Below are 25,331 nucleotides of genomic sequence, written 5' to 3'. Positions count from 1 at the left end.
GATGAGCCTGGCCGACACGCTCCAGGCCGGCTGGTATGAGGGAAAACCACTGCCGTGGTGGTGTTATCCACTGTCGAAGCTTTACGGTGCTGTCGTTGAGGTTCGGTGGATATTGTATCGGCATGGCTGGTTCCGATCGGTACGGCTGCCATGTCCCGTTATCGTGGTTGGCAATATCACAGCGGGCGGTACGGGGAAAACGCCGCTTACCTTGGCATTGGCTGAAGCATTACGTGCGCGTGGCTACCGTCCCGGCGTCGTAAGTCGCGGCTATGGCGGTAGCAACCAAGAACCGATGCTGCTTGGTGATTCGCCAGACCCGGTTGAAGTGGGTGATGAGCCCTGCGTGATACGCGCCAGCGGTGTTCCCGTTGCGATTGGTCAGGATCGTCCCATTGCCGCGCAATTGCTGCTTGATGCCGGTTGCAATGTCGTGATTGCGGACGATGGTCTCCAGCATTACAGACTGGCGCGCGATATCGAAATTTGCGTCATCGATGGTGCACGACGTTTCGGCAACGCGTGGTTGTTGCCGGCGGGACCGCTACGCGAACCGATGAGCCGCATGGCGCAGGTGGATTTTCGTATCTGCAACGGTGTTCATCCGCAGACTGGTGAGATACCCATGCGCCTCCAAGGTGATTCGGTGCGTGCGCTATCGGATGGACATGAGCAGCCCATTGCAAACTTCTCGGGAAAACGCGTGCATGCGGTGGCTGCCATCGGCAATCCCCAGCGCTTCTTTGCGAGCCTTGCCGAGCATGGTCTGGATGTGATCCCGCATCCATTTCCCGATCATCATGCTTTTATGCCGGCGGATCTTACGTTTGGTGATGATCTGCCCGTGCTGATGACGGAAAAGGACGCGGTGAAGTGCTGGGCGTTCATTCAACCGCACTGGTGGAGCGTGCCGGTCAAGGCTGAGCTGCCGACGAGTTTCTACGACGATTTCTACACACGACTTGCCGCCAAAGCACGTATATCACCGATGGCGCTATCATAGGCGCCGTTTCCCGGCGGCTTGCCGGTCTTTTCTCGTGAGGTTTTGCATGAGCCTGATCCAGGTACCGGTCTCCTTTGGCGAGCTGATCGACAAGATCACGATCCTTGAGATCAAGGCGCGCCAGATTTCCGATCCCGCCAAGCTCGTCAATGTGCACAACGAGCTGAACCTGCTCAATGCCACGTGGGCTAATGACCACGCTTCACAGGCGGACATCAGCAAGGAGCGTGCGCGTCTGCTCGCTGTGAACGAAGCACTGTGGGATATCGAAGATCGCATTCGCTTGAAGGAAAAGGCGCAAGCTTTCGATGCCGAATTCATCGAACTGGCGCGTTCGGTGTATTTCCAGAACGACGAACGTGCGGCGGTAAAGCGCGAGATCAATCTCAAGCTTGGTTCGCAGCTGGTGGAAGAGAAGTCGTATCAGGATTACCGTACGGCGAAGTGAGTTTTTCGCGTAAGCAAAGGTGTTGACGTAGGTTGGGTTAGCGCAGCGTAACCCAACAATATCGCCCCGAACGATGTTGGGTTACGCTGCGCTAACCCAACCTACGGCTGGGTGAAACGCCACGGGGGAGTTCACCATATGCGCCGATGGAAGGGGTTGTTGGGGCTGCTGTTTGTCGTGTCACCCTTGTTGGCACAGGACGTTCCTCCTGCGCTCCGCGATTGGCAGGGATGGGTGCTGCACGACGTCCCTCAGCACGGCTGTCCTTTCCTGGCCAATAGCCTTCCAGATGCGGACAGCCGCCAGTGCATCTGGCCCGGTCGCCTGAGCATCGATGCCGGCAAGAGCGGCGGCCATTTCAGCCTCGACGTACAGGTGGATGCCCCCGGCTGGGTCGCGTTGCCCGGCGATGAGCACAGTTGGCCGCAGCAGGTCGCGGTGAACAACAAGGCCTGGCCGGTGCTGAGCCGGGATGGGCAGCCGGCGCTCAGGCTGGAGTCTGGCGACTACACCATCCAAGGGAGCCTGCCCTGGGATACGCGTCCCGCACGTCTGCGCGTCCCCTTGTCGATTGGATTGGTGTCGCTCAGTGTGGATGGTGCTGCGGTCGACCGCATCGAGCGCAACGGCGATCAGCTTACGCTGGGCGAGGCCGCGGTAGCGCAGCGCCAGGCCGATGCGTTGTCGGTGCGTGTTTATCGTCATCTGACCGATGGCATGCCTGCTCTGCTGGATACACAACTGCAATTGAACGTCACGGGCAGCGCGCGCGAGCAGTTGCTGGGGCCTGCCTTGCCCAGGGGCTTCGTGGCGACCTCGCTGGATAGCGATGTACCCGCACAATGGGAGCCCGATGGCCGCCTGCGCCTGCAGCTTCGTCCGGGACAGTGGACGGTGCACCTGGCTGCCCGCGGCATGGATACGTTGCGCGACGTGAGCCTGGCTGCACCTGCCGACAACGTCTGGCCGAAGCAGGAGATTTGGAGTTATAGCGATGATCCGTCGCTGCGCAGCACGCGTGTTGAAGGTCGCGCCACCGATGCGGCGCAAGCGGGTGTGCCGGGTGATTGGCGCGAACTTCCAGCGTATGTACTCGACCAAAGCGATGGTTTAGCCATCCAACAAGGTACGCGTGGTGGTGAGGGAGAGGCTGGCGATCAGATTCAGCTCGATCGCCAGATCTGGCTCGATTTCGATGGCCGTGGTTTCAACGTCAGCGATCATCTCACCGGCACCCTGCTGCATACGCAGCGTCTGGATGTGGCGGCACCCTGGCAATTGCAGCGCGCCATGCAGGGCGCAACTCCCTTGTTGATTACCGACCTGGGTCAAGGGCGGACGGGCGTCGAGCTGCGAAGCTCGGATCTGAATCTGCAAGCCGGCTTGCGCGTGGCTGATCGCAGCGGCTCCTTGCCTAGCGCAGGATGGCTTGCTCCGCTGGAAAACATCAATGCTGTTTTGCATCTGCCCTATGGCTATCGCCTGATCGGTGCAGGCGGAGTGGATCGCTCACCGGATTCGTGGATTGCGCAGTGGAGCCTGCTGGATCTGTTCGTCGTCGCACTGATGGCTTTGTTGGCTGGACGACTGCTCGGTTGGCATTGGGCAGTGATCGCTGCGTTGTTCTTGATCCTGTCGCAGCACGAAGCAGGCGCGCCACGCTGGACGCTGGGTGTGGCGTTGGCGTTTGCCTTGTTGATGCGTGCTCTGCCTGCGGGGCGTTTGCGGCAGTGGGCGCAGATGGCCAGCATGCTTGCATTGGCATTGGCCGTCGTATGGACGTTACCGTTTGCCAAGACCCAGTTGGAAAATGCTTTGCATCCTCAGCTGGAAGGAAATGGCGCTTATTCGGCGTTGATGCAGCGCATGGCGGCTGTTGGTTATGCAAAACAGGAAGCGAAACAGGAGATGGTTGCGCGGGAGGAGCAAGCCGAAACGAGTGCGGCACCGGCACCTCCGCCGTCACCTGAGCCGGCTGCTCCAGCTCCGGCTCCAGCCCTTCAGTTTGCGCCAGCTTCGGCACCGCGCCAAAGCTTGAATGTCAGGATATTGGGAGGTTCGCTGGCGAGTTCTGTTCCTGCGGTTGCCGTCGATAGTCACAGCATCATCCAGGCCGGTGCGGGTGAACCAAGCTGGGACGTCGGCAACAATTACCACCTAAGTTGGTCAGGCCCCGTGACCTCGGGACAAAGCATGCGGCTGGTGATTGCACCGGCCTGGCTGGTTCGGCTGCTGCGCGTATTGATGCTCGGCTTGTTGGTGGTATTGCTGGGCAGGCTTGCGCGAAGTTTTACCAGGCCGTCGGATGCATCATGGCGAATCTGGCGTTTGGGCGGCACGGCAGCGGCGTGCTTGCTGCTAGCAAGCATGCCGCATATGGCTCGGGCGCAAGCAATGCCGAGCGCAGATTTGCTCAGGCAATTGCAGACACGTCTATTGGAAGCGCCCAAGTGCGCGCCCGATTGCGCGGTGGTTGCCGCGGCCACCATGCAGGCGAAAGACGACCAGGTCGCCATCGCGCTGGAGGTGCATGTGGGCGCGCCGATTGCGCTGCCGTTGCCGCAGGCTGATACCGGCTTGCAACTCCTCAGCGTAGCGGTGGATGGTCATGCCAATGCAGCGATCAGCAAGCGGGACGATCAGATGCTGGTCAGGCTGGAACCCGGCGTGCACAAGGTCGATGTGAGTTATCGCGCGCAGCCTGTCGATAGCACAACCTTGCGCTTCGCATTGCGTCCGCAATGGCTGGTGTTCAACGGGCAAACCTGGTCGCTGGATGGTGTCGACGGTGGGCGTTTGCTGGGCGATAGCGTGACGCTCAATCGCATTCGCACGGTTGCCGCCGATGGTAAGCCGGCCCCGGTTTCGCAGCAGGCATTTCCACCGTACGTGCGTATCACACGGAATATCGTGCTCGGCGTGGATTGGACCGTGGTCAATACGGTAGAGCGGCTGGCGCCGAGTGACGGTGGTTTCTCGCTGGAATTGCCCTTGCTGCCTGGCGAGCATCCACTGGGTGACGGCATGCGTGTGCACGACGGACGCGTCGGCGTCACGTTCAATGCTGGCGAAAACGAAGCTAGCTGGACTAGTCGCCTTGATCATGCTGATGTATTGAAAATCACCGCACCGTCGTTGGGTGATCGTGCTGAAGTCTGGCAAGTGCACGTATCCCCGATCTGGCATGTCGAGGCGCAAGGTGTGCCCGTTGGCGACAACAGTGACGGTCTCAGTTTTCAACCGCTGCCGAATGAAACCTTGCAGTTGCATATAAGCAGGCCCAAGGCCGTCGATGGCGACAGCCTTGCTTTTGATAGCGTCAATGCAAACGTCAGTGTCGGCGATCGTGCAACCGAGACAGAACTCAATCTACTTGCACGCAGCACGCGCGGCGGCGAACACGCCATGACCTTGCCGGCCGGTACCGAACTTCTTGGTGCTACACGTGACGACGAGCAGCTCAGTCTGGCCATCAAGGATGGCAAGCTGAGCCTGCCGCTTTTGCCTGGTAGACATCATTACGTGATTCGCCTACGCGAACCACGTGGCATTGGCATGCACGTCGCGACACCAGCATTGGCTCTCGGTGCGCCATCGGCAAACGTCGCGCTGGATCTCAAGCTGCCGGAAGACCGCTGGGTATTGTGGGCGTGGGGGCCGAGAGTCGGGCCTGCTGTGCTGTATTGGTCTCAACTGATCGTGTTGCTGGTAGCAGCATGGCTGTTAGGGCGTTATGCGCCGACGCCATTGCGTTTTTATCAGTGGCTGCTACTGGGATTGGGCTTTTCGGCGTTTGCATGGAGCGCGTATGCGTTTGTCGTGCTGTGGTTGATTCTGCTCGGCCTGCGTGCGCGGCATGAGGAGGCGATTGCCAAGCTTGTGGGTGCACGATTCAATTTAGTGCAGTCGTTGTTGGCGGCAATCACGGTGCTGGCTCTGATCACGCTGGTATCCGCGGTACCGAAAGGCTTGCTTGGATTGCCCGACATGCACGTTGCCGGCAATGGTTCCAGTGCATGGGATTTGAGTTGGTTCGCCGATCAGGCCCAGGATGTTCTGCCACAGGGCGGGGTTTTCACGGTATCGCTGTGGTTCTACAAAGTCGCGATGCTTGCCTGGGCTTTGTGGTTGGCGAATGCGCTCATCGGATGGCTGCGGTGGGGCTTTGATGCGTGGACCAAAGGTGGCTACTGGAAGAAGCGGGAGCGGAAATCTGTGGCGCCACCGCATCTGCCGGATGCCCCGCCGGAGAGCTGACATAGGTTGGGGTTTGCACCCCAACCTACGCTATGGCAGCTTCAAAGCGTTCGATGACGTCATCGACCTCGATCAAATCCATCACGCCGGGCTTCTCGATCTTCGTTCCCCAGGGGATATCGTTTGCCGGCTTGCCGAAGTACTTGCGCGACGCGGCATCGTATTTGTCGACGCACCAACGGCGGTCCGAATAGGGGCCGGAGCGTGCAGGATTACTGGCAGCATGTAGGCCAAGCACTTTCAGGCCGACGGTGTTGGCCATATGCATCGGGCCGGAGTCAGGCGTGAGTAGCAGCTGGGCGCGGCAGAACATCGCCATCAGCTTCTTGAGTGTGTCCTTGCCGGTAAGGTCAAGCGGGATGTGTTTACAAAGGGCGAGGATGGCGTTGGCCATGCTGCGCTCTGCAGGCGAGGGGCCACCGATCAGTACGACGCGCCAGCCGCGGGCATCAGCGTGATCCATGACGGCGGCATAGCGCTCCGGTCGCCAGTTGCGTAGCTCGTGACTGGATGTGGGGCTGACGAGCAGCACCGGCCTGTCGCTGGGCCATTGCTGCGTCGCCCATGCATGGGCTTCATCGGGGATGGGGATGTCCCAGCGCACGTCGGTCTGTTTCAGGCCTAGCGGTTCGCAAAAACTGCCAATGGCTTGCAACACGTGTTCGCCGGTGCGAGGCGGGATGCGTTCGTTGATGACCAGGCCATGCAAGTCTTTGGCACGTGCGTGGTCGTAGCCGACGCGGTGGTCTGCCTTGATGCCTAGGCTTAGCAGGTTGGAACGCAAGGCCACTTGCATCTGCAGCAGTGCATCGAAGCGTTGCCCTTTCAGCGCGGCGTGCACCGCGCGCATGCCAGCCCAGCCGGCACCTTTGTCGAAGGTGACGAAGTCCACGCCAGGCAGGTCGCCGACCAGCTTGCGCTCCAGCTTGCCGACGACCCAGGTCAACGCAGTTTGTGGCCAGGCGCGCTGCAGCGTGTGGATCAGGGGCACGACATGGGTAACGTCACCAATGGCCGACGTGCGCAGCAGGCAGATGGAAGCAGGAGCAGACATGTAGAATCGCCGGGCAATGAACCGAAACAGGGCCGCCGCAGCACCAATGCACGAGCAACTGCGCCAAGACGCCAAGGGTGCGATTCTGTTCGACGCTACCGTATCGCCACAAGTCGATGGCCCATGGTTCGATGCCGACCATTGGCGCGGGCAGGGTGCGCTCAGCACACAGTCTGGCGGCCGTGGCGGGGTGGCGATCATTCATACCCCCGCCGGTGAGTGCGTGCTGCGCCATTACCGGCGCGGCGGCGTGGTGGCCCGGCTGATGGGGGATCGCTACCTGTGGACTGGTGCGGATCGCACGCGCAGTTTCCGGGAATTCCGTTTGTTACAGACCATGGCGAAGCTGCAATTGCCGGTGCCGCAAGCCGTGGCGGCGCAGTACCGGCATGCAGGGCTTCATTACCGGGCAGACCTGATCATGCGGCGCATTGCCGATACGTATACGTTGGCGGATGGCTTGGCTCAGGGGCGCCTGGATACCGAACTCGCGCGGGAAGTCGGTGCGTTGGTCGCGCGTTTTCATCGCGCGGGTGTGTGGCATGCCGATCTCAACGCGCATAACGTACTGATCGCGCCGTCGGGACTCTATCTGGTGGATTTCGATCGCGGTCGGATGCGCACACCGGAGCTGGGCTGGCGCATGGCCAACCTGCAGCGCTTGCGCCGATCGCTGTTCAAGCTGGGGGCAGCAGAGCAGGGTGAAGCGGTATTCGATCAAATGATTTGGACACCTCTCATGGACAGTTACGAGCGGACACTGAGCGCATGAGCTGGCATCTGCATTTTCTCGGCACCGGCGCCGCGCACGCGGTGGAGCTGGGCTCCTCGTCCGCAGTCGTGGAGCAAGATGGCAAGCCGTTGTTGCTGATCGATTGCGGCCCCGACACGCTCGATCGTTATATGACTGCGTATAGCGAGCTGCCGCGTAATCTCTACATCACTCACACGCACATGGATCATGTGGGTGGACTGGAGCGCCTGTTCACTCGCATGTGGTTCGACGAAGCCGTGCGTGGAAAAACGCGTGTGTTCACGCATGCGGCGTTGGTGCCATGGTTGCAGACGCGGGTGGCTGACTACCCGGGTGCGCTGGCCGAAGGTGGCGTGAATTATTGGGAAGCTTTCCGGCTGGTGCCGTGCTCGCGCGGGTTTTGGCTGGATGGTTTCTGGTTCGACGTATTCGCCACGCGGCATCATCGCCCTGGCACATCGTTCGGCTTGGCTTTGCAGGGCAGTTTCGCGTTTACCGGCGACACCCGCCCCGTTCCAGAGGTGTTGATGCATTACGCTGGCGGGCAGGAGCTGATCGCACACGATTGCGGTTTGGTGGGCAATCCCTCGCATACCGGCGTTGACGATATCGAGCGCGAATACGACGAGAGCTTGCGCGCGCGTTTGGTGCTGTATCACTACGGCAGCAAGGCGGATGGCGATACGTTGATGGCGCGCGGCTATCGCGTTGCGCGAGCGGGGGAGCGCGTGGCGTTGGTGAATCCGTCGCCGACAAGCCCGGATGCGGGGTGATTGATAGTAGGTTGGGGCGCAAACCCCAAACCCCGGATGTGTGAACATGGCGATGTTGGGGTTTGCACCCCAACCTACGTTGCCGGCTCCTCACTCGGTCCTCGTGGCGCTCTTGTCCGTTAGACGGCTAACGGCTATCCTTCCGCTTCTTTGCCGGCCTCCAACCGGCAAGATGGTTTTGCGTGCGGAGAGATGTCCGAGTGGTTGAAGGAGCACGCCTGGAAAGTGTGTATACGGCTTATCCCCGTATCGAGGGTTCGAATCCCTCTCTCTCCGCCAGTTCTCATTGAAACTGGCCATTGAACCGCCAGTTTCAGGGCTTCGATGCCCACCTTTATGGTGGCCCCGTCGGTCCCCCCGCGACGATAGTTCGCAAACCCCGCCAGGTCCGGAAGGAAGCAACGGTAGCGGATGATTCGGGTGCCGGGGTGTGGCTGGCGGGGCCGCCGCCTTTTCGGGCCGGTGCTTGCCTGTCTCGCATGACTTGCCATCCCGGACTTGGCACAATCGGTCTTTAGGCCCAAACAGCGTTCGGGATGTTCTGATCAATTCTGCGTAGGTGGCATGATGTCCAGAAGGCTTGCAGAGTGTGTTGTGCGGCGCAGGGAAGACTGGCCGTCTTGTCAAGTCGTGCGGCACAGTCTGCGAGCCTTCTGGACATCACCCCGTCATTACAATGAATTCGTTGGGGCCGGCTCTGTCCGTCCGCATGCCTTCGGCCCACCGTCTCGACAGACGGCCAGTCTGCCTTCGCCGATGGCCCTGTGGCCTGCGAACGGACAGAGCCGGTGACACCTACGCAGAATTGATCAGAGCATCCCTTGCATGTCCTATCAGGTACTCGCGCGTAAGTGGCGCCCCCGCAAGTTCGCCGAACTCGTCGGTCAGGAGCATGTTGTACGCGCACTCACCAACGCCCTCGACAGCGGGCGTATGCACCACGCCTATCTGTTCACCGGCACACGTGGCGTGGGCAAGACCACCATCGCGCGCATCTTCGCCAAGTCGCTGAACTGTGAGCGTGGCGAATCGGCCGATCCTTGCGGTGAATGCGCGGTGTGCACGGCGGTCGACGCGGGCCGCTTCGTGGATCTCTTGGAAATCGACGCAGCCAGCAACACCGGCGTGGACGACGTGCGCGAGGTGATCGAGAACGCCCAGTACGCACCGGCGCGCGGGCGCTTCAAGGTGTATCTGGTGGACGAAGTGCACATGCTCTCCAAACCCGCCTTCAACGCCTTGTTGAAGACGCTGGAAGAGCCACCGCCGCACGTGAAGTTCCTGCTGGCGACCACCGATCCGCAAAAGCTGCCGGTGACGGTGCTGTCGCGCTGCCTGCGCTTCAACTTGAAGCGTCTGCTGCCGGATCAGATCGCCGGGCAGATGCGCCATATCCTTGGCGCCGAGCATCTCGAATATGACGATGCGGCCATCGTGGAACTTTCGCGTGCCGCGGATGGTTCGCTGCGCGATGGTCTGTCGCTGCTGGATCAGGCGATCGCCTACGGTGGCGGTACGCTGAAAGCAGACGACGTGCGCGCCATGCTCGGCAGTGTCGAGCGCGGTCAGGTGCTTGGTTTGCTCGATGCGTTGGCCGTCGGCGATGGGCAGCAATTGATGGCCGAATGCACGCGCATCGCGTCGTTCTCGCCGGATTTTGGCAGTGTGCTGGATGATCTGGCCGCAGCCCTGCATCGCATCCAGCTACTGCAGCTGGTGCCGGGTTACCGGCTTGATCAGAACGACGGCGACGACCCGGTGCTGACCAGCCTGGCCGAGCGCATGACGCCCGAAGACGTTCAGCTCTACTACCAGATCGCCACGGCCGGCCGTCGCGACCTGGCGCTGGCGCCCGACACACGTACTGGATTTGAGATGGCGTTGCTGCGCATGTTGGCATTTCGTCCGGGCGACGATGCCGCTCCCGTGGCGGCTTCGGGTGGGCAACGCTCGGCTGCGCCGCCGCGTCCGCCCGTTGCGCCATCGACATCGGCTTCGGCACCCGTGCAAAACGCACGTCCCGCTGCCGCCACTCATGCAGCGCCACCCGTGCCGTCACGCGAAAATATCGCTGCTGCCGCAACGCCAGCAGCAGCTCCTGTGCAACGCGTTGCCAGCCCTGGCGGTTTGCCCGATTGGGAAGCGCTGATTCAGCGCGCCGATCTACGTGGTCCGCTCGGTCAGCTCGCACAGAATTCTGCGTTGCGCGGCAGGGAGGGCCAGACACTGGTGCTAGCGCTGCAACCGACGCATATGCATTTGGCGGTGGAGCCGATCGTGGGCCAGATTGCCGATCGGCTCAGCGAAGCGCTGGGCGAGCCGATCCGTTTGCGCTTCGTCGAGGACAGCCATGGCGCTGCGCATACCCCGGCGGCACGCGCAGCCGAGGCGCGCAGTGCAGCGCAGTCGGCTGCCGAAGCCTCGATCGAAGGCGATCCGCTGGTGCAGGCACTGAAGCGCGAATTCGGCGCGCGCGTGGTGCCGCAATCCATCAAACCCCTTGATTCCTGATTCTGGAGTACACGTGTTATGAGAGGACAACTTGGCCAGCTGATGCAGCAGGCGCAGCGCATGCAGGAAGACATGAAGCGCGCGCAGGAAGAAATCGCCAAGCTTGAAGTCACCGGTACCTCGGGTGGCGGTCTAGTGAGTGTCGTCATGACCGGTGCACACGAAGTGCGTCGCGTGCAGATCGACCGCAAGTTGTTCGCCGATGATCCGGAGATGGCTGAAGATCTCGTGGCCGCCGCGGTCAACGACGCGGTGAACAAGGTGGCTGAGGTGAGCAAGAACAAGCTTGGTGGGCTGACTGCCGGCATGAATTTGCCGCCTGGGTTCAAGATGCCGTTTTGATGTTATCCCTCTCCTCGAAAAGGAGAGGAAATAAAAATACATGAGCTCATCTCCCCTCCTCAGCGAACTCATCGAAGCCTTGCGTTGCTTACCGGGTGTAGGCGGCAAGAGTGCGCAACGCATGGCGTTTCATCTGCTGGAGCGCGAACGCGAGCGTGGGCTAAAACTGGCCAGCGTGCTGCAACAGGCGATGCAAAAGATCGGTCACTGCTCGCGTTGCCGCAACTTCAGCGAAACACGGGTGTGCGCTATCTGCGCGAGCAGCAGTCGCGACCGGCACATACTCTGCGTGGTGGAGTCGCCTACCGATCTCGCTGCCATTGAGCAAGCTACCGGTTATCGGGGGCAGTACTTCGTGCTGATGGGGCGCCTGTCGCCGCTGGATGGCCTGGGACCTGAAGAACTCGGTCTCGGACTATTGAGCGAGCGGCTAGGCGAAAGTGAAGTGGAAGAACTGATCCTCGCCACCAACCCCACGGTAGAAGGCGAGGCTACTGCGCACTATCTGGCACAGCTCGCGCGCGCCGCCGGCATTCGCCCGACGCGTTTGGCGCATGGCGTGCCGCTGGGAGGCGAGTTGGAATACGTGGATCGCGGCACATTGGCGCATGCGTTCGGCAGCCGCCAATCCATCGACTAAGCAGCACTCATCAGGGAGACACGTACATGGGCGACACCATCTTCGGCAAGATCGTCCGGCGCGAGATACCGGCTGACATCGTCTACGAAAACGATGACGTGCTGGCTTTCAAGGATCTCAATCCGCAGGCACCGGTGCACGTGTTGTTCGTGCCCAAGCGCGCACTCGCCACTTTGAACGAGGCAACGTCCGCGGACGCCGAATTGCTTGGCAAGCTGATGCTCGCCGCGGCCGATTATGCGAAAGCACAAGGCTTCGACAAGGATGGCTATCGCGTGGTGGTCAATTGCAACGAGCATGGCGGGCAGACGGTATTTCATCTGCATCTGCATCTGCTGGCAGGCCGACGTATGCATTGGCCGCCGGGCTGATTGGCGATCGTTCGTTACATAAAAAACGCCGGCTTCTGCCGGCGTTTTTCGTGAAGCTGCGAGGTAACGATCAGCGGTGGCGAACCACGATCACCGGCGGTGCGTAAAAGCCACCCCATCCCCAGCCGCCGCCCCAATAAGGGCCACCCCAATACGGACCCCAATAGGGTCCCCAGAACGGGTCATACCAGCCCGGACCGTACGGATAACCGACGACCAGCGGGCGCTTCGGCCACAGGTAAACCACTTCGGCTTCCACGCGCGGGTAGGCATAGTCGTAATCACCCACCTTGCGGCTGACCGTGCCCTGGACGGCGCCGGTTACGGTGATTTCCCGACCGGGCTTGAAGACTTCAGGATCATAGAAGCCGGGACGGCAAGCGACGAAGCGACCTTGGCTGTTGCTGTTGTCGCCAGCGGCCGGACGAGCTTGATCGTCGAGCGGGCGGCTCAGCACGTAGAAGCAGGTGGCGTTCTGGCTGGGTTCGGTGCTGATGATGCTACCGCCCCAGCGCACTTGCGTGCCGTTGGCGGTGCCACCTTGCTGGACGCTTGCGGTGGTAACGGGGGCAAAGTAGCCCTGCAGCGGCTTCGGCACCGTGGCGCACGCGGCCAACAGGGTGGAAAGCGCAGCAAGGCTGAGGATTCGGTACAGGGGAGACATGACGTGTTTCTCCATCTTGGGCGGATGCATGCTACATCGTGGCGCCATGCTCAGACCATGCGGCGTGGGTGGAAATTCCGTACTGCCTGTCTGAAGGTGCGCAAAGATTCAGTGGACGGTTCAACAGTGGCGTAGCGCAGCTCGATATAGCACCTCATCAAATGGTCCAGTTCCACGCGTTGACCGGGCAGTGCACGGCTGGCACGGCGAAGGAAATGCTGCGGCCCTTCACTGCGCCGGCGTACGACTCCAGCATGCGCAAGCTTGCGTTCCAATGAGCGCAAGGCCGCGAGAGCAGGATCGCCTTCCGGTCGACGCCACAACGCCCACGCCAAGCCCAGTGCCCCGAACGCCGTGATGCAGATCACCAGCAGCCTGGTCAGCAGGCCGATGTCTGCGTCGCGAATGCCGAACGGTGTCAGTAGTCCGCGCTGGCGCAATGCGTCGAAACCGATAACGCTTTGGTTCCACCATCGGTTGACGATGTCCCACTGGTTGCGCATCGATTCCAGGAAACCCTCTTGATACCAGGGGAGCTGATTGCCGGCGGCGCTTGCAGCGCCCTGCGAAATACGCTGCGGCCGCACTGCCGCAGTCGGGTCTATGCGCACCCAGCCGCGTCCTTCCAGCCACACTTCGCTCCAGGCATGTGCATCGGCATTACGCACGAGCAGGTACTGGCCGATCTTGTTCCAGAAGCCGCCCTGGAAGCCGGTAACCACGCGTGCGGGAATGCCGGCGGCGCGCATCAGCACGGTGAAGGCGGAGGCATAGTGTTCGCAAAAACCTTCGTGCGTGTTGAACAGAAAATCATCGACGGCATCGCGGCCCAGCGGCGCCGGCAGCAAGGTGTAGCTGAAGCCGTCGTTGTGGAACATGTTCAAGGCGGCCCGGATGATGGCCGCGTTGTCGTGGCCGTAGCGTTGGCGCCATTGCTCGGCGAGCGCATGGGTACGCGGATCGAAACCATCGGGCAACTGCAAGGCATGCATGCGCGTGGCGATATCCAGGTTTGGCTGGAAGCGGTAATTCACCGCTGATCGGAGTTCGTACTCACGCACTTCATCGACCGGCTTGTCCGCAAGAACTTCACCATCCGTATGCGCTTGCGATTGCAAGGGCGCTGCCAGCGGCACGTCCAGCGTGGGGAGTACGTGCTGGTGCGTGGGCTCCAGGCTGATGTGGTAGCTGATCGTCCTGGCGGCTTCGACCGGAATCGACGTGCTGACCGGCTGCTCGGATCGTTGCCAGTCGTGGCCGTCGTAATTCCACATGACGAATGCACGGAAATAGCGTTGGTCTTGCGGTGGCGGCGGTCCGTCGAAACTCACGCGCATGGCGGCGGTATCGTCGGTGAGCAGTTCGTTGAATTCGTTGGGCGACATGTGGTCGCTAAGCCCGGTGTGCGCTGCCGATTGGCTGTTGTTGCCCCATAGCGGCGTACTCAGTCGCGGCACCAGTACGAAGGCGGTGAGCGCCAGCGGCATGGATGCCACCAACAATCCGAGCGCAGGTAACAACTGACGTGGCAACGTGGGTGAAGTCTGCGTGGGTTCGAGCGATCGCCAGGTCGTCAACGCGGGTAGCAGACCAAGCGCGACGACCAAGGTGGCCACCATGCCTTGACCGAACAGCAATGCCGCCATCAACAGGAAGCAGGCAAAGGCCGCGGCCACGCGCGCATCGCGTGGCGCTTCGCTTTCGCTGAGCTTCAATACCAGCAGACCTGCAGCGAGGGCCGAGCCAGGTTCACGCCCGAACAGGTTGCCGTAATCGAGCACTACGGCGCCGACCAGGAAGGCCAGCATCGGCACCTTCAGCCAACCCGGTACACGTCCCGGCCGATAACGTCGTTGCCACCAGCGCAAGCCAAGCGCCACGAACAGCGCTAGCGTCAACCAGATCGCCAGATGTCCTGCGTGTACTGCCAGTACAAAGGCGGACGTTATACACAGCAGATCGAACGTGCGGTCGTTGATCCGCTCATACGCATGGTGCTTGGTTCGCCACCAGCTTGTCATGGCAGTACAGCCAATGCGCTCATGCAGCGCGCGTAATGCGACGGGCCGCCGCCAATGCCGATGGCTTCGCTGGGCAACCACAAGCTCCACTGCCGGCCTTGCGCCAAGGCGTCGCCCAGCCAGCGGGCGAGTCGCGCGATGCGTGCTTCGTTGTCCAGACCGCGCAGATGACGCCAATCCAGTCGCCATTCCTGATTAGCTTGGGGCTGCTCGTAATCTTTCACCAGCAAGTTTTCATGCCGCGCGCTGGCCTTCCATGCCACGTGACGCATGGAGTCGCCGCTGCGGTAATCGCGCAGCGAGGCGAGGTCTTCGCCAACATGCAAACGTTGCCTGCGGTGGTCTTCGAGCGGCAGGGTCGGACCGGGGCCAGTGATTTCCGGTCGCGGCCATACAAGCACGGCGTAGTGAGGGTTCACCCAGCTCCATGCGCGAAACAGGCCCATCGGCCAGGTGGTCCAGACACGCAGGCGTGGTATCGACAGCCATCCGCGATGTTCTGTGGGAATGCTGACGGTAACATCGGTGCGCTCCTTCACGTCGAAAGCTTGTGTCGCTTCGCCGATGTCCAGCCGTACGGCCTGGCGTGCATGCCTGGCTTCGAAATCGAAGGTGACGTCGATTGGTTCTCCTGCCACGGCATGGCCAGCGCGCACGCCGCGTATGCGCAAGCCGTTCAACGTGCGGAATGCCACCAGCATGCTGATCGATGTCGCCGCGCCGAGCAGGCAGGTAAGCAGCAGCCCGGCGTTGTTCGAATAATTGAGGCTGCCGACCATCATCACCAGCAACAGCAGGGTGAATGCCATGCCGAAACCGGTCGGCACGATATAGATACGCCGGCGGTGCAGTTCGATGGGCAGGTCTTCCTGGCGACGATGCCGGGTCAGGGCCGGCAGGCGACGCTCGGCCCAATGCTGCAGGCGCTGCCACTGCGCTCGTACGGACATGTTCCCTCAGTCGACGGCGACTTCGTTCAATAAGGTGCGTGCCAGGGTGTCCCCGCTGGCGCCGCGTGCAGCCACCAATCGATGTGCGGCAAGTGGCACGAACAGCGCCTGCAGATCTTCCGGTAGTACATGGCCGCGATCGCTCAGCATGGCCCATGCACGCGCCGAAGCCAGCAACGAAAGGCCGGCACGTGGCGAAAGACCCACGCGAATCTCGGGATGACGGCGGCTTGCCGCCAGCAAGGCTTGCAAATAGTCGAGCAAGGCGGGACTGGTGGTGATGGTCTTCGACTGGCGATTCAATGCGGCAAGGCCAGCGGCATCCAGTTGTGGAACCAGGTGGGTAAGCAGGTCGCGTCGATCGCTGCCGGTGAGCAGCTCGCGTTCGGCGCTAGCGTCGGGGTAATCCAGCGATACGCGCAACATGAAGCGGTCGAGCTGCGAATCGGGCAGCGGGAAGGTGCCGGCCAGGTCGAGCGGGTTCTGCGTGGCGACCACGAAGAACGGATCGGGCAGGGCGTGCGTCTGGCCATCGACCGTCACTTGCTTCTCGGCCATCGCTTCCAGCAAGGCGCTTTGTGTTTTCGGCGTGGCGCGATTGATTTCATCGGCCAGCAACAGGCCGGCGAATACCGGACCCGGATGGAAACGGAACTGTGCCGTCTCGCGCTCGTACATGCTGACCCCGATAATGTCGGACGGCAGCAGGTCGCTGGTGAACTGCACGCGCTGGAAGTCCAGCGCAAAACTTGCCGCCAGCGCGTGCGCCAGCGTGGTCTTGCCGACGCCGGGTACGTCTTCCAGCAGCAAATGGCCGCCTGCGATCAGGCAGGTGAAAGCCAACTTGACCTGGCGTGCTTTGCCGAGCAGCACCTTGTTGACTTGGGCGATGGCGGCGTGAAGGCGCTTTTGCAGGTTTTCATCACGAAGCGGAGTGATGGCTGACATGAGTTTGCGGATGCCGAGGACAGATGGGGAGGGCGGTGTCAGTGTAGTCGCCAGCCTTGCGTGCTGGCGAGCGGCTTTCGTCACACTGTTCCTTGGCCTGTCTTTGGTGAAGCTGTGGCTTGTCTTGACCGTGCAGCCGTTCGGGGACGAGGCGTTCTATTGGGAGGAAAGCTGTCACCTTGCCTGGGGCTATAGCGACCTGCCGCCGCTGACGGCCTGGCTGATCCGATTGGGTGAGAGCGTGGCCGGGCATGGACTATTGGGCATGCGGTGGCCGTTTCTGTTGTTGGGCAGTGCGTTGCCGTGGCTACTGGTGCTGTTCGGCCGGCGTGCGTTCGATACGCGCACCGGTTGGCAAGCCGGCGTGTTGTGCCTATGCCTGCCACTGGCCGGTAGCCTGGGTGTGATGGCGATGCCGGACGTGCCGCTTACCGTTGCGGGTGTCGTTGCGATGTTCGCATTGCTGCGCGCGATGGATGAGAACCGCCTGCGGGATTGGCTGTTGCTAGGCGTGGCGCTTGCCTTCTGCTGGATGAGCCACTATCGCGCCGCCATGTACATGCTGGCCGGTCTGCTGTTGATGTTGCTGACGGCACGTGGACGTACGCAATGGCGGCATGCGGGATTCTGGTTGGCAATGATCGTTGCAGCACTGGGATTGGTGCCCTTGCTGATTTCCAATTGGCAGCAACACGGTGCCGGCATTGCTTTTCAGCTGATCGAGCGCAATCCATGGCGCTTCCATGCGGACGCACTGGTACAGCCGTTGGAGCAGGCGGTGACTTGTACACCGCTGTTGTATGTCTGTCTGCTATGGGTCGCCTGGCAATGTTGGCGTCGACGTCATCAAGGTAGTCCGTGGGATGTGCTTGCCTTGATGTCGCTCACCTTCATTGTCGTCTATTTCGTAGCAGGGCTGTTTGCCGACAACGAGCGCTTTCGTGTGCACTGGCCGTTGCCGGGCTATTTGCCTTTGCTTGCGGCCTTGCCGGTGCTGCTGCATCGATCGGAAGGAATTCGCGTGTGGCGCGTGATGACAGTATGGGGTGCGGTGCTTGCCCTGCTGGTGCAAGTGACAGGATTGATTTACTTGGTGCTCGTGGCGCATCCGGCTACGGCACAAGCGCTTGGTGCGGCGCGTGTTGTGCCGATAGCTTTTGCCGGTTGGCGTGAAAGTGCCGATATCGCGAACCAGCAGCTGCGCACGCAGCCGGCCTTGTTGGTGGCGGATAACTTCATGATGGCGGCCGAATTGGATTTCCAGTTTGATGGCCAGCGCGACATCTACACGCTCGACAACCCGCTTAACGTGAAATACGGGCGCGCACCGCAGTTGACGATATGGGCGATGGACGAAACCGCGCTTCGTCGCCAACATCCTGGTGCATCGGTTCTACTGGTCGTCGATGAAAACGCAGCGCGCGGACGGGATCGTGAGGCGTGGCTGGATTCGCTGTGTGCGCGTATTGATCATTTGCAGCCGGTGCAGCGTTTGAGTCTACTTGATGGGCGCAAGAGCATTGCGTTCTATCGTGGGCAGGTTGCACGTGTGATACGCGAAAGCCATGCGGGTGATTGTGTGGCTTGGCGTGATTACGCGTCGAGCCCGTAGGTTGGGGTGCAAACCCCAACATCGACCTGTCGCAAGCATCCTCATGTTGGGGTTTGCACCCCAACCTGCGCAGTACTATGGCACCTCGAGGCCAGCATCGCGCAACAGCTTCGCGAGCGCCATCAACGGCAAGCCGATCAACGCCGTGGGATCACTGTTCTCGATGCGCTCAAACAAGCTGATGCCAAGCCCTTCGCACTTGAAACTTCCGGCGCAATCCAGTGGTTGTTCGCGCTCGATATAGCGGCCGATTTCTTCAGGTTGTAGATGGCGGAAATGCACGCGCGTGAGATCCAGGTGCGTGCGGTGTTGTCCGTTGACCGTATCGAGTACGCATACTGCTGTGTGGAAGGAAACGACGCGGCCGGAGCAGGCGCTCAACTGCTCGTGTGCGCGTTCGGCTGATCCCGGCTTTTCCAGCAGCACGCCATCGAGTTCGGCGACTTGGTCGGAGCCGATCACCAGGGCATCGACTAGGCCATCGCTGGCGTCGACCGCCTTGGTTTTGGCTAGTCGCATGGCGCGTGCGGCCGGTGTCTCGCCGGCCAGTTCAGTTTCAGAAGTGCCGGGTGCCTGCTGATCGAAAGCCAGACCCAGCCTGCCAAGAAGTTCGGCGCGGTAGCGAGAGGTGGAACCGAGCACCAGCCGTCGCTGGTCCCTCATGAATGCGAATCCTGGCGGATGTGCTCACGCATGGCAGTGTCCAGTTCGTCCTGCGCATCGCCCAGGGCCTGGAGCAGGGGCTGCAGCCGGTCACGGGTCTGGTCCATGGCCTGTGCGGCGGCATCCAGTTCCCCTTGGGTGGCGGTAGGAGCGTGGTCGCGGATCCAGATACGCTGTTGCAGCAGGGCACGTAGGCCGGCATCCACCGCGTTGGCGGCTTCCTGCTCGCTGGCCGCCGGCAGGTCGGGGTTCATCGACATGACAGCATGGGCCTGCTTCAGCTTGAATCGGCACGACTTGAGATCAGCTTCCACCCGGTCAGCCAGCTCCAGCAGGCGCCGGAGGCTGGCGTTGCGCCGGTTCAGTCGGCGCAGTAGCAAGGCACCCGCGATGGCCACGGCCAGCAGAATGAACAGAGCGGTCAAGCCGAGCGTAAGGGAAATATCCAAGGGAGGATCGGCTTAGGGCTTAAGATGGGGAGCAGTCTGCCGCATGCGTCCGATCCAGGCAAAGCATGTCGTCAGGCGATGTGATGGGCCACGCGGTTGACTTAACCTCCGGGGAAACTTACTATTTCACGGTTATGTCCGCGACACTACCAGAGTCCGTGGACGCTTGGCGCATGGTTTCCGCGCGGCGTTCGTTCCAGGGGTCCCTACCCATCGCCGCAATGCCTCGCCTCTGCGAGGCATTGGCGGGTGATGCAGGTTCGGCCCAGTACCAGCTCGACTTCGGTCGGGACGAGTTCGGCACCGCCTACATCGAGGTTCGCGTCCAGGCGCCCTTGTGGCTGGTCTGCCAGCGCACGCTCGACCCGTTCGTCATGCCCATCACGGTGGATACCCGTGTGGGTCTGATCCGTTCCGAGCGCGAGGAAGCCGCGCTTCCGGCAGGGTATGAGCCCTTGCTGGTCGACGAGGACGACAAGCTGAACCCGATCGATGTGATCGAGGACGAACTGTTGTTGGCACTGCCGCTGGTGCCGGTCAATCCGGACAGCGCAATGCCGGAAGAAGCCACACGCCCGCCGACGGAAGCCATTCCCGCCGAAGAGCGTCCCGATAACCCGTTCGCGGTACTGCGCGAACTCAAGAGCAAATGATTTAGTTGGAGAAATCACCATGGCCGTTCAAAAGAGCCGCAAGACCCCGTCCACCCGCGGCATGCGTCGCTCGCACGACAAGCTGAGCACCGTGCAGTTGGCCACCGATCCGACCAGCGGCGAAGTGCATCGTCGTCACCACGTGACGGCCGATGGCTACTACCGCGGCAAGAAGGTGATCGAGACCAACGTTGCGGTGGTCGACGAAGACTGATCAGTCGAAACCTCTTGGTTTCGTTCGCAAAGCGGCGCGGCAACGCGCCGCTTTGCGTTCTGCTACGCCGCGGCGCCTATTGAACGGGCTCTCACGGCAACGTAACGTTGTGGTCTTGGTGTTTGGGTCACCGTGCAGGGCAGGTGGCTTCAAGCACCTTCGCCCGCTGATGGATACTCAATGACCCAGATCTATTCCCGCATCGTCGGCACCGGCAGCGCTTTGCCGGAACGTGTTCTTACCAACGCCGATCTCGAAAAATTTGTCGACACCAGCGATGAATGGATTCGCGAACGCACCGGCATTCGCCAGCGCCACGTCGCTGCCGATGGGGAGACGACGGGTGATCTGTCCACACTGGCTGCGCAGCGCGCGCTTGACGCCGCGGGCGTCAAGGCATCCGAACTCGATCTGATCGTGTTGGGCACCACCACGCCCGACATCATTTTCCCGTCTACCGCATGCCTCGTGCAGCATCGCCTCGGCGCTAACGGTTGCGCGGCGTTTGACGTGAATGCGGCGTGCTCCGGTTTCGTTTACGCGTTGGGCATCGCGGACAAATTTGTTCGCAGCGGCCAGTCGAAAAAAGTGCTGGTCATCGGCGCTGAAACGCTCACGCGCATGGTTCGCTGGGAAGAGCGCGAAACCTGCGTGCTGTTCGGCGACGGTGCCGGCGCCGTGGTGCTGGAAGCCTCCAGTGAGCCCGGTATTTACGCCACCTGCCTGCATGCCGATGGTGGCTACAAAGAGCTGCTCTGGAATCCGGTCGGTGTATCCGTCGGCTTCAAAGATGACGAACCCAACCACGGCGTGCGCATCCGCATGTCTGGCCGCGAAGTGTTCAAAGTGGCGGTGAAGACGCTTGATTCGCTGGTCGAAGAGACGCTCAAAGCCGGCAATATGGAAGCGTCGCAACTGGACTGGTTGATTCCGCACCAAGCCAATCTGCGCATCATCGAAGCCACCGCCAAGCGTCTGAACATGCCGATGGAGCAGGTGATTGTCACCGTCGACAAGCACGCCAACACGTCGGCTGGCTCCGTACCGCTTGCGCTCGACTTTGCGGTGCGCTCGGGCAAGGTGCAGCGTGGACAGAACCTGTTGCTGGAAGCCTTCGGCGGCGGCTTTACGTGGGCTTCCGCGTTGTTGCGCTACTGATTCTGCGCAACGTAGAAACGCGCGGCATGCCGTTTACGCAGCCGAATACGGCTGCGTACGTCGCGTAGTGATGGCACCATTTCGTTTTTCCTGATGGATTGCGCCTGTTCATGACCCAATCGTCTGCATCGCTCGCTTTCGTTTTTCCCGGCCAGGGTTCGCAATCGGTCGGCATGCTTGCCGAACTGGCCGCCACCCATGCTGATGTAAAAGTCACGTTCGACGAAGCGTCGCAGGGTGCAGGCGTCGACCTGTGGGCACTCAGCCAACAGGGGCCGGAAGATCAACTCAATCGCACCGAAAACACGCAGCCGGCCTTGCTCGCGGCCAGCGTGGCAGTGTGGCGTGTGTGGCAGAAGCTTGGCGGAGCGCAACCGGCGCAATTGTCCGGACACAGCCTGGGCGAATACAGCGCACTCGTTTGCGCGGGCGCCTTGTCGTTGCATGATGCGGCGGCACTGGTGGCCGAGCGTGGCCGCTTGATGCAGGCAGCCGTGCCGCCCGGCGTGGGCGCGATGGCCGCCATTCTTGGCGGCGATGACGCGCAGATTGCTGCTGTGTGCGAAGAAGTTGCGCAAGGGCAGGTTGTTGCGCCGGCCAACTACAACTCGCCTGGCCAACTGGTCATTGCCGGTAACGTTGAGGCGGTTGATCGCGCGCTGGCAAAGCTCGCCGAACAAGGCATCAAGAAGGCGGTGAAGCTGGCCGTGTCCGTGCCTTCACACACTGCATTGATGCACGAGGCAGCCGACAGACTTGGTGATTGCATGGCATCCATCGCATGGCAAATGCCTGCGATCTCAGTGGTGCAGAATGCGGAAGCGCGCAGCTATACCTCGGTGGAAGAGATTCGCGGTGCCTTGCAGCACCAGCTTTATCTGCCGGTGCGCTGGACCGAGTGCGTGCAGGCGCTGGTAGCAGGTGGTGCTGCGCGTTTGGCCGAATGCGGTCCGGGCAAGGTGTTGGCCGGACTGATCAAGCGCATCGACAAGAGCGTTGAAGCTCGCGCTATCGGCACGCCTGCCGAACTCGATGCCGTACGCAGCGAGTGGGTCTGAAGTCTTTTTATCTCTTCGAATCACGCCTTACCGAAGGACAGCATGCATGAGCACATTGAAGGGTGAAATTGCACTGGTTACCGGCGCCAGCCGCGGTATTGGTGCAGCTATTGCCGATGAACTGGCCGCCATGGGCGCTACGGTTATTGGAACCGCGACAACGGAATCAGGCGCAGCAGCGATCGAAGCGCGACTTGCTCCGCACGGTGGACATGGGCGTGTACTGAACGTCACTGACGCCGCAGCCGTGGATGCACTGATCGATGAGATCACCAAGCAGCACGGTGCGGTATCGATCCTCGTCAATAACGCCGGCATCACGCGCGACCAATTGCTGATGCGCATGCGTGACGAAGATTGGCAGGCCATTTTGGACACCAATCTCACGTCGGTTTATCGGCTGTCCAAAGCCGTGATGCGCGGCATGATGAAGGCGCGCAAGGGCCGCATCATTTCGATTGCTTCGGTGATTGGTCTTACCGGTAATCCGGGGCAGGCTAATTACGCCGCGGCCAAGGCGGGCATCATTGCGTTTTCCAAGTCGCTGGCGCGCGAGATCGGTTCGCGCAACATCACTGTCAACGTGGTCGCGCCGGGTTTTATCGACACAGACATGACCCGCGGTCTGCCGGAAGAGTCCAAACAGACCCTGCTTGGCCAGATTGCATTGGGCCGGCTCGGTGAGGCCAGCGACATCGCCAAGGCGGTAGGCTTCCTGGCATCGCCGGCAGCGGCCTATATCACGGGTGAGACTTTGCACGTCAATGGCGGCATGTACATGCCGTAATGAGGCGGACGAACGGCCCGGCTTGAAAAGCATAGGGCAGGCACAAGCTCCTGTCGGACGGCGCATGGTCTTGTTTGAAACTTGTTAGCCCGGCCGAAGGCGGTAGAAACAGAAACAAAAAAGTCGTCACGGGGTTCATTTTGGGCGACAATCGCGGCCTCGCGCCGTGTGGAACCCGCGGCGGCTTGTATTCCTGGCATAATTGGCGGCTTCGCGGCTTAGCCACTACAATGCCGCAGACTTTGCCGGCGGAAACCCGGCAAACGGACTAATTTCCCCTTGGGAGGCAAAGGCAACATGAGCACCATCGAAGAACGCGTCAAGAAAATCGTCGTCGAGCAGCTTGGCGTGAAGGAAGACGAGGTCACTCCGAACGCTTCGTTCGTAGACGATCTGGGCGCGGATTCGCTGGACACGGTCGAGCTGGTGATGGCGCTCGAAGAGGAATTCGAAACCGAAATTCCCGACGAGGAAGCCGAGAAGATCACGACCGTGCAGCAGGCTGTCGATTACATCAAGGCCCATTCCAAGGAGTGATCTACGTGATGGGGCGGACACATTGTCGTCCCATGTATCTACGTAGCGAATATCGGAAGCTGCGCCATCTCGGCGCAGTTTTCGTTTCTGCATTTTGCAACGTCCGATCCCGTATGGTGTACGAGGTCGGCGCGCATCGCGATAGTCGGAAAGTGATGCCTGAAAGCTGACCTTTCCCGAACCAGTTAGGAATTCGATCCATGAGCAAACGACGTGTGGTAGTAACCGGCATGGGCATCATCTCGCCGGTTGGCAACGACATCGCCACCGCCTGGAACAACATCCTCAAGGGCGTCAGCGGCATCGGCCCCGTCACGCACTTCGACGCGACGACGTATGCCACGCGCATCGCCGGGCAGGTGCGCGGTTTCGATCCGGCGCAGTGGATAGCGCCAAAAGAAATCAAGAAGATGGATCCGTTTATCCACTACGGCATCGCTGCGGGTACACAGGCCCTGCGCGACTCCGGGCTGGAAGTGACGGAAGCTAACGCGCCGCGTATCGGCGTGGCCGTGGCGGCGGGCATTGGTGGTCTGAACACCATCGAAGACACCTCGATCGAACTGCATGAGAAGGGGCCGCGCCGCGTGTCGCCGTTCTTCGTGCCCAGCTCTATCATCAACATGGTGTCGGGCCACCTGTCGATTATGTACGGCCTGAAGGGCCCGAACATCGCCTGTGTGACGGCATGCACCACGGGTACGCACAATATCGGCCTGGCCGCGCGCATGATTCAGTATGGCGATGCGGATGTGATGATCGCCGGTGGCGCCGAATTCGCCACCACAGGTACCGCCATGGCCGGCTTCTGCTCGGCCAAGGCCATGTCCACCCGCAACGATGAACCCACCAAGGCCAGCCGTCCGTGGGACAAGAACCGCGACGGTTTCGTGCTGTCCGATGGCGCCGGCGTGCTGGTGCTGGAGGAATACGAGCAGGCCAAGGCACGCGGCGCGAATATCTACTGCGAATTGGTCGGCTTCGGCATGAGCGGCGACGCGTACCACATCACCGCGCCCAGCGAGGGCGGCGAAGGTGCGGCGCGCTGTATGGCCGCGGCTCTGCGCGATGGCGGCATCAATCCCACTGACGTGCAGTACGTCAATGCGCACGGCACCTCAACGCCGCTAGGTGACCTGGGCGAAGTCCTGGCCGCCAAGAGCGTGTTCGGCGATCACGCGTACAGGTTGGCGATGAGCTCTACCAAGTCCACTACCGGTCACCTGTTGGGTGCTGCGGGCGGCGTGGAAGCGATCTTCAGCATCCTCGCCATGCGTGATCAGGTGCTGCCGCCCACCATCAATCTGGACGAACCGGGCGAAGGTTGTGATCTGGATTTCGTGCCGCACACCGCGCGCGATGCGAAGATCGACATTGCCATCTCCAACTCGTTCGGTTTTGGCGGTACCAACGGCACGCTCGCTTTCCGTCGTATCTGAAGCTTGGACTCCCTCCCCTGAAAAC

Annotated in this window: 24 protein-coding genes, 1 tRNA gene and 1 other RNA gene; 19 read left to right on the top strand and 7 right to left on the bottom strand. The window is 61.2% G+C overall.

The genetic code is table 11. The features are described 5' to 3' along the window. The first annotated feature begins 1 nt into the window (after position 1). The 3 genes from lpxK (at position 2) to IEX75_RS01395 (ending at position 5,708) form a co-directional block, all read left to right on the top strand. Complete coding sequence (lpxK, locus tag IEX75_RS01405; protein WP_188792477.1) at positions 2-1,003, top strand: tetraacyldisaccharide 4'-kinase; 1,002 nt, start codon at positions 2-4, stop codon at positions 1,001-1,003. Between the two features lie 46 nt (positions 1,004-1,049). Beyond that, complete coding sequence (locus IEX75_RS01400; RefSeq protein WP_188792476.1) at positions 1,050-1,451, top strand: DUF6165 family protein; 402 nt, start codon at positions 1,050-1,052, stop codon at positions 1,449-1,451. A 138-nt stretch (positions 1,452-1,589) separates the two neighbouring features. Beyond that, the gene (locus IEX75_RS01395) at positions 1,590-5,708 is read left to right on the top strand and encodes a hypothetical protein (protein ID WP_188792475.1); all 4,119 of its coding nucleotides are present in this window, start codon (positions 1,590-1,592) and stop codon (positions 5,706-5,708) included. 25 nt (positions 5,709-5,733) lie between these two features. Here IEX75_RS01395 and IEX75_RS01390 read toward each other — a convergent pair whose 3' ends face one another. Then, positions 5,734-6,762: a glycosyltransferase family 9 protein gene (locus IEX75_RS01390; protein WP_188792474.1), complete on the bottom strand. Its 1,029-nt coding sequence runs from the start codon at positions 6,760-6,762 to the stop codon at positions 5,734-5,736. Positions 6,763-6,808: 46 nt separating this feature from the next. Here IEX75_RS01390 and IEX75_RS01385 point away from each other — a divergent pair, with 46 nt between their 5' ends. From IEX75_RS01385 to IEX75_RS01350, 8 genes are all read left to right on the top strand, one after another. Continuing rightward, a complete protein-coding gene (locus IEX75_RS01385; protein WP_188792473.1) occupies positions 6,809-7,534 on the top strand; it encodes a 3-deoxy-D-manno-octulosonic acid kinase in 726 nt (241 codons plus the stop codon). Next, a complete protein-coding gene (locus IEX75_RS01380; protein WP_188792472.1) occupies positions 7,531-8,289 on the top strand; it encodes an MBL fold metallo-hydrolase in 759 nt (252 codons plus the stop codon). The genes IEX75_RS01385 and IEX75_RS01380 overlap by 4 nt, the downstream gene beginning before the upstream one ends. Before the next feature lie 186 nt (positions 8,290-8,475). After that, positions 8,476-8,568 (top strand) — tRNA-Ser (locus IEX75_RS01375). Positions 8,569-8,635: 67 nt separating this feature from the next. Then, positions 8,636-8,732, top strand: an RNA gene (gene ffs / locus IEX75_RS01370) — signal recognition particle sRNA small type. A gap of 382 nt (positions 8,733-9,114) precedes the next feature. Beyond that, positions 9,115-10,800: a DNA polymerase III subunit gamma/tau gene (gene dnaX, locus IEX75_RS01365; protein ID WP_188792471.1), complete on the top strand. Its 1,686-nt coding sequence runs from the start codon at positions 9,115-9,117 to the stop codon at positions 10,798-10,800. An 18-nt stretch (positions 10,801-10,818) separates the two neighbouring features. Then, on the top strand, positions 10,819-11,142 hold the full coding sequence (locus tag IEX75_RS01360) for a YbaB/EbfC family nucleoid-associated protein (RefSeq protein ID WP_188792470.1): 324 nt from the start codon (positions 10,819-10,821) through the stop codon (positions 11,140-11,142). Positions 11,143-11,182: 40 nt separating this feature from the next. Continuing rightward, positions 11,183-11,782, top strand: a complete 600-nt coding sequence (gene recR / locus IEX75_RS01355) for a recombination mediator RecR (RefSeq protein WP_188792469.1) — start codon at positions 11,183-11,185, stop codon at positions 11,780-11,782. A 26-nt stretch (positions 11,783-11,808) separates the two neighbouring features. Beyond that, positions 11,809-12,153, top strand: a complete 345-nt coding sequence (locus tag IEX75_RS01350; RefSeq protein ID WP_188792468.1) for a histidine triad nucleotide-binding protein — start codon at positions 11,809-11,811, stop codon at positions 12,151-12,153. A 70-nt stretch (positions 12,154-12,223) separates the two neighbouring features. Here IEX75_RS01350 and IEX75_RS01345 read toward each other — a convergent pair whose 3' ends face one another. Genes IEX75_RS01345 through IEX75_RS01330 form a run of 4 tightly spaced genes read right to left on the bottom strand, consistent with a single transcriptional unit; the run spans position 12,224 to position 16,736 of the window. Then, positions 12,224-12,817, bottom strand: coding sequence for a Slp family lipoprotein (locus IEX75_RS01345; protein WP_188792467.1), 594 nt, complete (start codon positions 12,815-12,817; stop codon positions 12,224-12,226). A 50-nt stretch (positions 12,818-12,867) separates the two neighbouring features. After that, entirely contained in the window at positions 12,868-14,838 is a 1,971-nt protein-coding gene (locus IEX75_RS01340) for a transglutaminase TgpA family protein (protein WP_188792466.1), read from the bottom strand. Beyond that, complete coding sequence (locus tag IEX75_RS01335; protein ID WP_188792465.1) at positions 14,835-15,788, bottom strand: DUF58 domain-containing protein; 954 nt, start codon at positions 15,786-15,788, stop codon at positions 14,835-14,837. Before IEX75_RS01335 ends, IEX75_RS01340 begins: the two co-directional genes overlap by 4 nt. Before the next feature lie 6 nt (positions 15,789-15,794). Beyond that, on the bottom strand, positions 15,795-16,736 hold the full coding sequence (locus IEX75_RS01330; protein ID WP_188792464.1) for an AAA family ATPase: 942 nt from the start codon (positions 16,734-16,736) through the stop codon (positions 15,795-15,797). 10 nt (positions 16,737-16,746) lie between these two features. Between IEX75_RS01330 and IEX75_RS01325 the strand changes: the two genes are divergently transcribed. Then, complete coding sequence (locus tag IEX75_RS01325) at positions 16,747-18,348, top strand: ArnT family glycosyltransferase (RefSeq protein ID WP_188792463.1); 1,602 nt, start codon at positions 16,747-16,749, stop codon at positions 18,346-18,348. A gap of 75 nt (positions 18,349-18,423) precedes the next feature. Here IEX75_RS01325 and IEX75_RS01320 read toward each other — a convergent pair whose 3' ends face one another. Together IEX75_RS01320 and IEX75_RS01315 are read right to left on the bottom strand one after the other, a co-directional pair. Continuing rightward, positions 18,424-19,011, bottom strand: coding sequence for a Maf family protein (locus tag IEX75_RS01320; RefSeq protein ID WP_188792462.1), 588 nt, complete (start codon positions 19,009-19,011; stop codon positions 18,424-18,426). After that, positions 19,008-19,460, bottom strand: coding sequence for a hypothetical protein (locus tag IEX75_RS01315; protein WP_188792461.1), 453 nt, complete (start codon positions 19,458-19,460; stop codon positions 19,008-19,010). Before IEX75_RS01315 ends, IEX75_RS01320 begins: the two co-directional genes overlap by 4 nt. A gap of 134 nt (positions 19,461-19,594) precedes the next feature. On the opposite strand from IEX75_RS01315, the gene IEX75_RS01310 reads away from it, so the two are divergent. From IEX75_RS01310 to fabF, 7 genes are all read left to right on the top strand, one after another. Continuing rightward, positions 19,595-20,113, top strand: a complete 519-nt coding sequence (locus tag IEX75_RS01310; RefSeq protein WP_423373283.1) for a YceD family protein — start codon at positions 19,595-19,597, stop codon at positions 20,111-20,113. Positions 20,114-20,132: 19 nt separating this feature from the next. After that, a complete protein-coding gene (gene rpmF / locus IEX75_RS01305; protein ID WP_188792459.1) occupies positions 20,133-20,327 on the top strand; it encodes a 50S ribosomal protein L32 in 195 nt (64 codons plus the stop codon). A 180-nt stretch (positions 20,328-20,507) separates the two neighbouring features. Next, the gene (locus tag IEX75_RS01300) at positions 20,508-21,485 is read left to right on the top strand and encodes a beta-ketoacyl-ACP synthase III (RefSeq protein WP_188792458.1); all 978 of its coding nucleotides are present in this window, start codon (positions 20,508-20,510) and stop codon (positions 21,483-21,485) included. A gap of 110 nt (positions 21,486-21,595) precedes the next feature. Next, positions 21,596-22,543 carry an ACP S-malonyltransferase gene (fabD, locus tag IEX75_RS01295; RefSeq protein WP_188792457.1) on the top strand — a complete coding sequence of 316 codons (948 nt, stop codon included), beginning with the start codon at positions 21,596-21,598 and terminating at the stop codon, positions 22,541-22,543. A 46-nt stretch (positions 22,544-22,589) separates the two neighbouring features. Further along, complete coding sequence (gene fabG / locus IEX75_RS01290) at positions 22,590-23,330, top strand: 3-oxoacyl-ACP reductase FabG (protein ID WP_188792456.1); 741 nt, start codon at positions 22,590-22,592, stop codon at positions 23,328-23,330. Between the two features lie 297 nt (positions 23,331-23,627). Beyond that, positions 23,628-23,867 (top strand): acyl carrier protein, encoded by a 240-nt coding sequence (gene acpP, locus IEX75_RS01285; RefSeq protein WP_188792455.1) that lies wholly within the window; start codon positions 23,628-23,630, stop codon positions 23,865-23,867. Positions 23,868-24,067: 200 nt separating this feature from the next. Beyond that, complete coding sequence (fabF, locus tag IEX75_RS01280; protein WP_188792454.1) at positions 24,068-25,306, top strand: beta-ketoacyl-ACP synthase II; 1,239 nt, start codon at positions 24,068-24,070, stop codon at positions 25,304-25,306. Positions 25,307-25,331 lie beyond the last annotated feature (25 nt).

Origin of the sequence: Dyella nitratireducens (genome assembly GCF_014642835.1) — a bacterium.
Classification (GTDB): domain Bacteria; phylum Pseudomonadota; class Gammaproteobacteria; order Xanthomonadales; family Rhodanobacteraceae; genus Dyella_B; species Dyella_B nitratireducens.
Note: the sequence above shows the minus strand (reverse complement) of the source record. Positions and strands in the feature narration are given on the sequence as shown.